Genomic DNA, 10,742 nt, shown 5'->3' on the forward strand with positions numbered 1-10,742 from the left:
TCGCGTCGTGCTCCGTGAGTTATTGCTCCTGCCGGTGACGTACGCAGGAAGGCCGCTCGCGATGTGATGGACCACCGTGCTGGGACCGTGTGGGGTCGCCGCGACGGTGCGGCTGTCAGGGTGCCGCCGTGATCTCGGAGTAGAGGTAGTCGATGTCGTCGGGTCCCAACGTCGCGCTCTTGAACATCCGGCGCGGTGGTCCCGAGATCGCCACCGACGGCGTGATGGCACCCCCGGCCACATGGTCGTCGACCACGGTGAACAGCGCCCGGTGCCGGAAGGCCAGATGACGGGACAGTTGGCGCAACCCGGCACGGAACAGGCCCGGGTCGCTCGCGTACTGGATCGCGGCGAACCACCGCAGGTTCTTCCGCCGCTCGAAGCGCCACTGCACGTAGCAGGCCGTGTCATCGGTGACGATCAACGCGTGACGCGCCCAACGACAACGCACGTGGTCCTGGTAGTAACGCAACGGTTCTCCGGTCAGCACCCGGGCGATCTCGTCCGGATCGGAACTGACCTGTACCCGGCGCGGCGGCGTCGGCCAGGGCAGATTGACCGTGAGTTGGCTGCTGGGGTCCAGGTAGCGGAAACCGAGTCGCAGATTGAGCTGCTGGACGGCGGGCGTCGGCGACAGGTCGGTGAAGTGATAGCCGTCCTGCGCCAGGAGCGCGTTGAGCATGCGGATGCTGCCGGAACGGAATCCCGGCGCGACACACCAGACCGCGAGGTTGCAGAAGCGTTCGGTGCGGCCGTTGATGACGCGCGTGGAGTAGATCGCCGGATAAGCGCCGACGACCTGCTGGCCCGACCACAGCGCCATACCGTGGTTGGGTGCATCGGTCCCGGGCCGGCTGTTGATCTCCGACCAGGCGGACACCCAGTCCTCCGCTGGGCTGTTCGGCGGGAAGTTGTCGGCCAGGAAACGACCCACCGGTGGAAGATCTGCTGTCTCGATCGGGCGAACGGTGACGGACTGTTTGCTCGATGACACGGCGGTGCCCTATGCGTCCGGATGCGCGCGTTCGGCCTCGACGAACTCGGTGAGCGTGCCCAAGGTGCCGAAGACCTCGCCGCTCACCGCAGTGTCGTCGATGCGAATGTCGAAGTGGTTCTCCAAGCGCACGAGCAGATCCACCACTGCCATCGAGTCCAGCTCGGGCATGCTGTCCAGCAACTCCGTCTCCCGGGTGAGGGTCGCCGAACGACCTTGGATGCCAAGGGTTTCGACGACGACATCTCTCACCTGGTCGAAGGTTGTTTCAGTCATGGTTGTGCGCCTTTCGTTGGTCGGGCCCCACGAGGACCTCGAGTGCCGGTGGATGTCCGAGGAAGTCTGCGGGACTGGCGGTCCTGCCGTAGGCGCCGGCCTGGAAGATGACGACGAGATCGCCGACATCGGTGGAGCCGGGCACCTGGACGTTGTCACCGAGCAGGTCGAGCGGGGTGCAGAGACACCCGACCACCGTGGCTGTCATCTCGCCACCTGTCGGGCCCATCCGGGTGCCTACGACCAGCGGGTAGTTGCGCCGGATCGCCGCACCGAGATTGCCGGTCGCGGCGAGCTGGTGGTGCAGGCCGCCGTCGACCACGAGGTAGGTCCGCCCCCGGGAGACCTTCCGGTCGATGATCTCGGTGACGTAGACACCGGCCTCACCGACGAGGAAGCGCCCGAGTTCGAGCGAGAGTTCGGCGCCCGGGAGCGCAGGTGAGAGCCGGTCCTCGGCCAGTGTGCGCAGGTGATCACCCACCGTCTCGATGTCGAGCGGCCGGTCGCGGTCGTGGTACGGGATCCCGAATCCGCCGCCGAGGTTGACCTGCCGGACCTCGCTCGGTGCGGAGTCGGCGAGTCGCAGCACCAGATCGACGGTGCGGTCCTGGGACTCCATCAGGATCTCCGCGTGCAGGTTCTGGGACCCGGAGAAGACGTGCAATCCGACGAATTCCAGGTCGTATGCCGCCAGGTCGGCGAGGAAGGCCGGCACGAGTTCGGCGTCCATGCCGAACTGCTGTGGGCCGCCGCCCATACGCATTCCCGAGCCACGGACCGCGAAATCGGGGTTGACCCGCACTGCGACCCTCGGCCGCACACCCAGCTCCGCACCGATCGCCACCAGCCGCTCCGCCTCCAGCGACGACTCGACCTCCACGGTGATGCCAGCGGCCACCGCACATCGCAACTCGGACGGCCTCTTACCCGGGCCCGCGAAACTGACTCGGGTCGCAGGCATTCCGGCATCCAGCGCCACCTTGAGCTCCCCCGATGACGCGACATCGAGGTGCTCGACCTGGCCGGCGACATACTGCACGACCGCCGGCATCGGGTTGGCCTTGATGGCGTAGGACAGTCCGATCAACGGTCCGAGATGACGGTGCAGCAACGAAATCCGCTCGGTGATCGCCGACCGGTCGTAGGCGAAGAACGGTGTCGATCCGACCTGCGCGGCAAGACGCCGCAGTCCTACTCCGCCGATCGTCAGTTGCTCGCCGGTCGTGGCGAATCGGGCGATGGTGCTGTGCACGGGAGCTCCTGTGGTGCTCACACCGCCACCAATGTCCGTAGCGCGGTCCGGTCGAACTTGCCGTTCGGCGAGCGCGGCAGGTCGTCGAGGAGTACGACGCGTCGCGGCACCATGAACAACGGCAACCGGGCGCGCATCGCGGCGCGGACCTCGTCCTCGTCGGTGCCGGCCCTCGTCACCGCGGCGATCAGCACGATCTGCTGCCCGAGCGCCTCGTCGTCGACCCCGAGCACCACGGCGTCGCGCACCAGCCCCGTGTCGTAGGCGGCTTCCTCCACCTCGCTCGGGCTGACGCGGTAGCCGGAGGTCTTGATCATCTCGTCCCGTCGGCCGACGAAGTAGAGGAAGCCTTCCTCGTCGCACATGACGGTGTCGCCCGACCAGACGGCGAGCTCCTCGCCCACGGCACCGGCTCGCGCCGCCGGCAGCGGCCGGAAGCGTTCGGCGGTGCGCACCGGGTCGTTCCAGTACCCCTGGGCGACCAGTGGTCCACGGTGCACCAGTTCACCGGGTTCGCCCGGTTCGCAACGGGTTCCGTCGGGGTGGACGACCAGTACCTCGGCATTCGGTATCGCCTTGCCGATCGAGTCCGGCCGACGGTCCACTTCGTCCGGGTCCAGATAGGTGGAGCGGAAGGCCTCGGTGAGTCCGTACATCAGGAAGGGGCGGGCGCCGGGGAAGAGCGCGCGCAGACGGGTCAGGGTCGACTTCGGCATACGACCGCCGGTGTTGGCGAAGTAGCGAAGCGTCCGTGTCGCCTCGGCGGGCCAGGTCGCGGTGACCAGCTGGATCCACAACGGGGGCACCGCGGTCAGGCCGGTGACCCCGTGCTGCGCACACAATCGCACGACATCGCCCGGTAGGAGGTAGTTGACCAGGATCACGTGCGCCCCGACGTGCAGCGCGGTGGTCAGCTGGCTCAGGCCCGCGTCGAAACTCAGCGGAAGCGCGGCCAGGATGACATCGTCCGCCGTGTTGGCGAGATATTCGCTGACACTCTCCGCGCCGACGACGAGGTTGCGGTGGCTGAGGACCACGCCCTTCGGCATGCCGGTGCTGCCCGAGGTGTAGAGGATCGCGGCCAGATCACTGTCCACCGGCCGGTACGTCGGCTCGCTCCCCGCGGTGGCGATCAGCGACCGCCACCGCACGACGGTCGTGCCCGGCGGCACCTCGGCCGCGATCTCCCCGTCGTCGACCAGGACGACGACCTCGACGTCGGCAGTGGCCCCGCAGGACAGCAGCGCCGTCAACCGCTCCGACGACGTCACCACGCAGCGCGCCGAGCAGTTGGCCAGGATGTAGCCGACCTGGCGCGGTTTCAGCACCGGGTTCACCGGGACGAAGAGTGCCCCCACCGCCGACGATGCCAGCATGGCGACGACGTTCTCCACGCGCTTGTCCAGGAAGATCGCGATCCGGTCGCCCCGCTCGATGCTGTATGCCGCAAAGCCCACGGCGCACCGTTCGACGACGTCCTGCAGCCCGCCGTAGGTCGTGGTGCCGGAGCGGTCCGTCACCGCCGGTGCGGACGGCGCCCGGCCCGCCGCGGACCGCACCATCTCGTGCAATGCCCTCACCATGGCTGCCTCCCCTTCTCCCTCACCACGCCAGACATGTGAGTTCGCTGTAAAGATTGTCAATGTCGTCCGCACGCAGCGTCGTGCTCTTGAACATTTTTGGCCGGCCCGCAAGATGGCGCGCAAAAAACAACGGCCCGACCGTTCGTTCCTCCAGCAAGAGCACCAGACCGTGCCTGCGACGCAACACGTGACTGCCGAATGCCGTCACACCGGAACGAAATTGAGCCGGATCGCTGACATACAAGACCGACACGAATGCCGGGATGTTCCGTCGGCGGTCCTTGCGGTAGATGACGTAGCAGATGCGGCCGTCGCGGCGCAGGACGACGTGGTGGGCCGCTCGGGCGCGCCGGTGGTCGCGGTAGATCCGCAGCTCGTCGCCGTGGAGCACCTGCTCGATCCGCGGACCGTCGTGGATGACCTCGGTGCGTCGTGCCGGCAGGGGAAGGCAGGGCACGAGCTGGACGGAGGTGTCGAGCCGGCTGAAGCCCAGCCGTTCGTTGAGCGGTATGACGGCACCGCTCGGTGACAGATCGGTGAAGGTGAAGCCCGGCTGCGCGAGGGCGGCTCGCAACAACCGGAAGCTGTGCGCCCGGTGGGTCGGCAGCACGCACCACGCCCCCAGATTGCAGATCCGCTCCGTCGTGTCGCCGAGGTGTCGTTCGGAGTAGAAGGCCAGAAGGACCCCGGCCAGCGTCGCGTCGTCCAGCCGCAGTTGGAAGCCGAAGTTGGGCCGGTCCACCCGCCAGGGCACGTCGACGGCGTGCAGCCAGTCGGCGACGGAGACGCGCTGGTTGAGGTGTCGGTGCAGGAAGTCAGCGACCTCCGGGAGGTCCTCGGCCTCGATCTGCGAAACGGTGATGCGTGGAACAGCGATGTGCGGAACGACCACTGCGACTCACCCCTGCTCACCCTGGCGAACGCGGCTTCCTCACGGCCGCGGCACGGCAGCGAAGTCGTCTGTCGTCGCGACCGACAGTATCCGTGATCGCTTGTCGCACCGACGGATCCGTTCTTTTCCGCTGCTGCTGCGAGGTGCGCGGAATTAATCCGCTCCGAACAGCGGAACGCCTGCTGCCGACCAGGTCGACAGCAGGCGTTCGGTGGTGCAGCGGGCGATCAGGCCTCGTCGCCCGACTCGTCCTCGGTGTTCTCCTCGGTGGACTCGGCCTCGTCCTTCTCGATGCCGGCCTCTTCCTCGGCCTCGGCGAGCTCCTCCTCGAGCGCCTCGGCGGCGATCTGCTGGCTGACGTTGACGACCAGCAGCTCCTCGTCGGCGATCAGGCTGACACCCTCGGGCAGCGCGACGTCCTTGGCCAGGATCTGGCTGCCGGCCTCCAGGCCCTCGACCGAGACGGTGAACAACTCGGGAATGGCGATGACGTCGGCCTCGACGGTCAGCGTGCTGTTCTCGACGACGACGTTGGTCTCCGGCGCCGCGTCACCCTCGACGTGGACCGGGACGTCGACCGTGACCTTCTCGCCGCGCTTGACGATGACCAGGTCGACGTGCTCGATGACCGGCTTGATGGCGTCCCGCTGCACGTCCTTGGCCAGGGCGAGCTCCTGCTTGCCGTCGAAGTCGAGCGTCAGGATCGCGTTGACGTGCTTGAGCGCGAGCATTGTCTCGTGACCCGGCAGGGTCAGGTGCACCGGCTCGGTGCCGTGGCCGTAGAGCACGGCGGGGATCTTGTGGTCGCGGCGGATGCGGCGGGCCGCACCCTTGCCGAACTCGGTGCGCAGTTCGGCGTTCAGGCGGATCTCGGTCAGGGCCATGGGTGTCCTCGCTTCGGGAAGCAGCTGTCGGAATGGAAGTGGCTGCCTCGACGCGGGACGCGGCGCGAGCGGTGCTGGACCGCCGTCGGCGCGCGCTGCAGCGGCATACGGACGATGCCGGCGGTGCACACACCTTGTCGATCACGGACGTTCGTGCATCGTCCCTCGCCGAGGCTGGCGGCTCACATGGTATGCCGCCGGCCGCGTCCGGCCCAAATCAGGGCGTGAACATCGAGGTGACGGAGCCGTCCTCGAACACCTCGCGGATCGCCTTGCTCAGCAGCGGTGCGATCGACAGCGCCGTGAGCTTGTCGAACTGCTTCTCCGGGGTGATCGGCAGGGTGTCGGTCACGACGACCTCGCGGGCGACCGAGTCGCGCAGCCGCTGCACCGCCGGGTCCGAGAAGATCGCGTGCGTGGCGGCGATCACCACGCTGGCCGCACCGTCCTTCATCAGCGCGTCCGCCGCGTGGCAGATCGTGCCGCCGGAGTCGATCATGTCGTCGACCAGGATGCACGTGCGGCCTTCGACCGCCCCGATCACCCGGTTCGCGACGCTGGCATTGGCTCGGGTGACGTCACGGGTCTTGTGGATGAATGCCAGCGGCGTACCGTCCAGGCGTCGCGACCATTGTTCGGCGACCTTGATGCGACCCGCGTCCGGGGAGACGACGGTGAGGTCCTCGGCGCCGTACTTGTCCTTGACGTAGCCGGTGAGGATGGGCAGCGCCTGCAGATGATCGACCGGGCCGTCGAAGAAGCCCTGGATCTGGTCGGTGTGCAGGTCGACCGCCATCAGCCGGTCGGCGCCGGCCGTCTTGAACATGTCCGCCATCAGCCGGGCGCTGATCGGCTCGCGGCCACGGGACTTCTTGTCCTGTCGGGCATAGCCGTAGAAGGGTGTGACGACCGTGATCCGCTTGGCGCTGGCGCGCTTCAGCGCGTCGACCATGATCAGGTGCTCCATGATCCATTTGTTGATCGGCGCCGTGTGGCTCTGGATGACGAAGGCGTCACAGCCGCGGACCGACTCCTCGAAGCGGACGTACATCTCGGTGTTGGCGAAGTCGCGCAGTTCGGTGGGCACCAGTTGCGTGCCGAGGTCGTCGGCCACCGCCTGGGCGAGCTCGTGGTGTGCACGACCCGAGAAGACCATGAGGTTCTTCTCGGTCGTCCGCTTCATGCCAGTGCTCATTGCGACTGTGAACCTTCCTGCTGTGCCCGGGTTGCTTGCTGTGCGGCGGCCGCGGACGCGGTGCCGGAACGCTTGTCTTCGACCCAGCCGGGCAGGTTGCGCTGCCGCCCGCGCGCAATGGCCAGCTCGCCGGGGCCGACGTCGTCGACGACAGCCGACCCCGCGGCGACATACGCGCCGTCAGCGATCCGCACCGGCGCGACGACCACCGAGTTGCTGCCGACGAAGCTGTCCTTGCCGACGATCGTGGGGCTCTTGGTCACCCCGTCGTAGTTGGCGAAGATCGTGCCGGCGCCGATGTTGCTGCCCTCGCCGATGGTGGCATCGCCGCAGTAGGTCAGGTGCGGGACCTTGGCGCCGTCGCCGATCCGGGCGTTCTTGGTCTCCACGAAGCCGCCGATCTTGCCGCCGCGGCCGAGCTCGGTGCCGGGCCGCAGATAGGAGAACGGACCGACGGTCGCCTCGGCGCCGATGAGCGCCAGATTGGCCTGCGTGCGTATGACGCTGGCGCGGTCCTCGACCTGGGTGTCCACCAGCGTGGTGTCCGGACCGATCTCGCAGTCGGCGCCGATGGTCGTCGCACCGTGCAACTGACAGCCCGGGCGGATGACGGTGTCCTGCCCGACGCTGACGGTGACGTCGGCCCAGGTGGTGTCGGGATCGATGACGATGGCGCCACTCTCCCGCATCAGCGCGTCGAGCGTGCGACGGTTGAGCTCCTTGCCGAGGCGGGCCAGCTGTGCCTTGTCGTTGACTCCCTCGGTCTGCCACAGGTCGTCCAGGACGTGCCCGCTGACCGGCAGGCCGCGCTGCACGGCGATCTCGACCACGTCGGTGAGGTACTTCTCCCCCGCTTCGGCGTGCACCCCGACCTCGGCGAGTGCTTCACGCAGCACTGCCGCGTCGAAAGCGAAGATGCCGGAATTGAATTCGCCGATCGCGCGCTGCTCGGGAGTGGCCTGCTTGTGTTCGACGATGGCACGGACCGCACCGTGTTCGTCGCGGATGATCCGCCCGTATCCCGTCGCGTCCGCCAGCATCCCCGTCAGCACGGTGACCGCTGAGGAGGCGCGCTGATGCTCCTCGGTCAGCCGCTGCAGTGTCTCGGCGGTGAGCAGCGGGGTGTCACCGGTGGTCACCAGCACGGTGCCGGCCAGCGATTCCGGGAGCGCCCGCAACCCGCATTCGGCGGCTCGGCCGGTGCCGTAGACGTCATCCTGCTCGGCGACGACGATGTCCTCGTAGATCTCGCGGGCTGCGGCGGCCACCGATTCCTTCTGGGCACGGACCACGACGGCGACATACGGTGCGCCGGTGCCGACGGCGGCACTCACCGCATGACCGACGAGCGTGCGGCCGCCGATGGTGTGCAGTGCCTTGTTGCGTCGTGACTTCATCCGGGTGCCGTCCCCTGCGGACAGGACGATGACGGCGGCGGGCGTTGCTGTCACGGGGTCGACTCCTCGGCAGTGGATCGGGACATGACCAGGTGCGGGTGACAGGCCGCGTGCGCGTGCGGCCCGGCGGCGATGTTACCGGCTCTGCCGAGGCGTGCCCGTCGTCGGCTCCCGCGCCGGGCCGGCCGCGTGCGGCCATGCCGGCCGGATCGCCGACTGCATCGCTCGCTGGATCGACCGCTGCTCGGCGGGGTTCTCGCTCAGCGCGATGGCGCATTCGTCTGCCGTCTCCGCCTGCGCCATACGACCCGCACGGGCGAGCAGATGCCGCGTGTCGCGTGGTGGATGGCATACCGCTGCAACGTCGGCTCGGCGGCGAGCGTGTCCAAGACCGCCAGACCGGCGGCGGCGCCGTCCCGTTCGCCGATCGCGATCGCTCGGTGCACGGCGACGACCGGGCCCGAGTCCACGGCGGCGAGCTGGTCGTAGAGGGCCACCACCTGGCACCAGTCGGTGTCCTCGAAGCGATTGGCGGACGCATGCACGGCAGCGATTGCGGCATGCACCTGGTAGCTGCCCGGCCGATCCCGTCGCAGGCAGGCGCGCACCAGCTCATGCCCTTCGGACACCAGCTGCCGGTCCCACAAGATCCGATCCTGGCGGTCCAGCGGCACCAGATCGCCGGCGGCGTCCAGCCGTGCCGGACGACGCGCCTGGGTGAGCAGCAACAGGGCGAGCAGGCCGATGACCTCCGGCTCGTCCGGCATCAGGTCCCGCAGTAGCCGGGCCAGCCGGAGCGCCTCGTCGGTCAGGTCGTCGCGCAGCGGCCGGTCACCGGATGTCGGCAGGTGCCCCTCGGTGAAGATCAGATAGATGGTGCGCAGCACTCCGTCGAGCCGGCCGGGCAGATCGGCGTCACCGGGGATCCGAAAGGGGATGCGTGCATCGCGAATCTTGCGCTTAGCCCGGACAATGCGCTGAGCGACGGTCGACTCGGGGGGTCAGGAAGACCCGCGATTTCCCTGGTGCTGAGGCCACCGAGCATTCGGAGCGTCAGCGCCGTGCGGGCCGCCGGCGTCAGAGCGGGATGGCAGCACGTGAAGAACAACCGCAACCGCTCGTCCGGCACGGTGCCGTCGCCCGCGCATCCGGCTCGGGACGGCCCTGTTCGAGCAGCAGTAGAGCGGCGAGCTCCTTGGCATCACGCTTCTCCTCCCGCCGGATGCGGTCGATCGCCTGGCGCCGGGCCGTCGTGATGATCCAGCCGGCCGGACTCGCCGGCGTCCCCGTCCGCGGCCACTTCCATATGGCAATCTCGAACGCCGCCTGGACGGCGTCCTCGGCGAGGTCCGGATCTCCGAGAACACCGGTCAGCACCGATACCGCACGGCCGTACTCGGCGCCGAAGACGGAGCCGACGTCGTCGGTCATCGCGGTGGCGTGTCGGCGATGAACGGCGCGACTTCGGTGGCCAGCCCGGTGATCTCGACATACCGGCCGGCCCAACGCAGCGCTTCGTCGACATCGGCCACGTCGATGATCGTCACCCCGCCGAGGAACTCCGCACCCTCGGCGAACGGCCCGTCAGTGACCACCGGCCCGCTGTCCCCCGGCCGCACCATCGACGCAGCCTCGGGCTGATGCAGGCCGCCACCGAAGACCCACGAATCCTGAGCGGCCAGTTCCCGTTGCACAACCGCGAGCTGTTGCATCACCGGTGCGAGGACGGACGCGTCGGGCACTTCACCGACCGGTTGGATCATCTTGAGCAGGTAGTGCGCCATGGGCTTCTCCCGTCGTCATACGCCGACCTCGTGCCAGCGTCCCACCTGCTAGACGAACGGCCCAGTGTGAGATCGACACATGCCGCGATCCGTTTCCGGTTGTGGGTCGCCGGGCATTCGGTCCCGAACTCGCCGCACCCAGTCGGTGAAGCACCTCGGCATAGTGGGACTCCGGCGTCACCAGCACGTGTTCCACCGCCTGGTTGTCCTGCCACATCCTCCGCCCGACCGGGCCTGTCTGCGACGCGATTCACGGCGGCGAAAATTGTCCGTCATCCCGCTCGAACGCGGCTGCCGAGATGACCAGATGTAGAGAACTTTTTCATCGAAAACTATTGCCAACGCTGATGATTCATGGCATACTCGAACACATGAACGATATCGGATCGGGCAGCGCGCGAGGCGCCGCAACGCTCGATGCCGTCGTGGTCCGGGCGTTCCACGACCGGTTGGACGACCCGGTCGCCACCGATGACCCGTGGGCT

At 68.1% G+C, this 10,742-nt stretch carries 11 protein-coding genes; all 11 read right to left on the reverse strand.

The genetic code is table 11. The annotated features are described in order from the left end of the window. Window positions 1–115: 115 nt before the first annotated feature. Window positions 116–934 carry a hypothetical protein gene (locus ACYVBN_RS18270; RefSeq protein WP_460601758.1) on the reverse strand — a complete coding sequence of 273 codons (819 nt, stop codon included), beginning with the start codon at window positions 932–934 and terminating at the stop codon, window positions 116–118. Window positions 935–1,003: 69 nt separating this feature from the next. Beyond that, window positions 1,004–1,270, reverse strand: coding sequence for an acyl carrier protein (locus tag ACYVBN_RS18275; protein ID WP_440280788.1), 267 nt, complete (start codon window positions 1,268–1,270; stop codon window positions 1,004–1,006). Further along, entirely contained in the window at window positions 1,263–2,522 is a 1,260-nt protein-coding gene (locus tag ACYVBN_RS18280; protein WP_460601759.1) for a type III PLP-dependent enzyme domain-containing protein, read from the reverse strand. The genes ACYVBN_RS18275 and ACYVBN_RS18280 overlap by 8 nt, the downstream gene beginning before the upstream one ends. 17 nt (window positions 2,523–2,539) lie before the next feature. Beyond that, a complete protein-coding gene (locus tag ACYVBN_RS18285; protein ID WP_460601760.1) occupies window positions 2,540–4,105 on the reverse strand; it encodes an acyl-CoA ligase (AMP-forming), exosortase A system-associated in 1,566 nt (521 codons plus the stop codon). Window positions 4,106–4,124: 19 nt separating this feature from the next. Continuing rightward, complete coding sequence (locus ACYVBN_RS18290; protein ID WP_460601761.1) at window positions 4,125–4,997, reverse strand: hypothetical protein; 873 nt, start codon at window positions 4,995–4,997, stop codon at window positions 4,125–4,127. A 227-nt stretch (window positions 4,998–5,224) separates the two neighbouring features. Continuing rightward, window positions 5,225–5,881 (reverse strand): 50S ribosomal protein L25/general stress protein Ctc, encoded by a 657-nt coding sequence (locus ACYVBN_RS18295; RefSeq protein WP_440280784.1) that lies wholly within the window; start codon window positions 5,879–5,881, stop codon window positions 5,225–5,227. A gap of 217 nt (window positions 5,882–6,098) precedes the next feature. Continuing rightward, a complete protein-coding gene (locus tag ACYVBN_RS18300) occupies window positions 6,099–7,076 on the reverse strand; it encodes a ribose-phosphate pyrophosphokinase (RefSeq protein ID WP_460601762.1) in 978 nt (325 codons plus the stop codon). Continuing rightward, a complete protein-coding gene (gene glmU, locus ACYVBN_RS18305) occupies window positions 7,073–8,527 on the reverse strand; it encodes a bifunctional UDP-N-acetylglucosamine diphosphorylase/glucosamine-1-phosphate N-acetyltransferase GlmU (protein WP_460601763.1) in 1,455 nt (484 codons plus the stop codon). Before glmU ends, ACYVBN_RS18300 begins: the two co-directional genes overlap by 4 nt. 206 nt (window positions 8,528–8,733) lie before the next feature. Then, the gene (locus ACYVBN_RS18310; protein ID WP_460601764.1) at window positions 8,734–9,360 is read right to left on the reverse strand and encodes an RNA polymerase sigma factor; all 627 of its coding nucleotides are present in this window, start codon (window positions 9,358–9,360) and stop codon (window positions 8,734–8,736) included. Between the two features lie 190 nt (window positions 9,361–9,550). Further along, complete coding sequence (locus ACYVBN_RS18315; RefSeq protein WP_460601765.1) at window positions 9,551–9,904, reverse strand: RNA polymerase sigma factor; 354 nt, start codon at window positions 9,902–9,904, stop codon at window positions 9,551–9,553. Next, on the reverse strand, window positions 9,901–10,257 hold the full coding sequence (locus tag ACYVBN_RS18320) for a YciI family protein (RefSeq protein ID WP_460601766.1): 357 nt from the start codon (window positions 10,255–10,257) through the stop codon (window positions 9,901–9,903). Before ACYVBN_RS18320 ends, ACYVBN_RS18315 begins: the two co-directional genes overlap by 4 nt. Between the last annotated feature and the right edge of the window lie 485 nt (window positions 10,258–10,742).

This window comes from Flexivirga lutea, assembly GCF_054778955.1.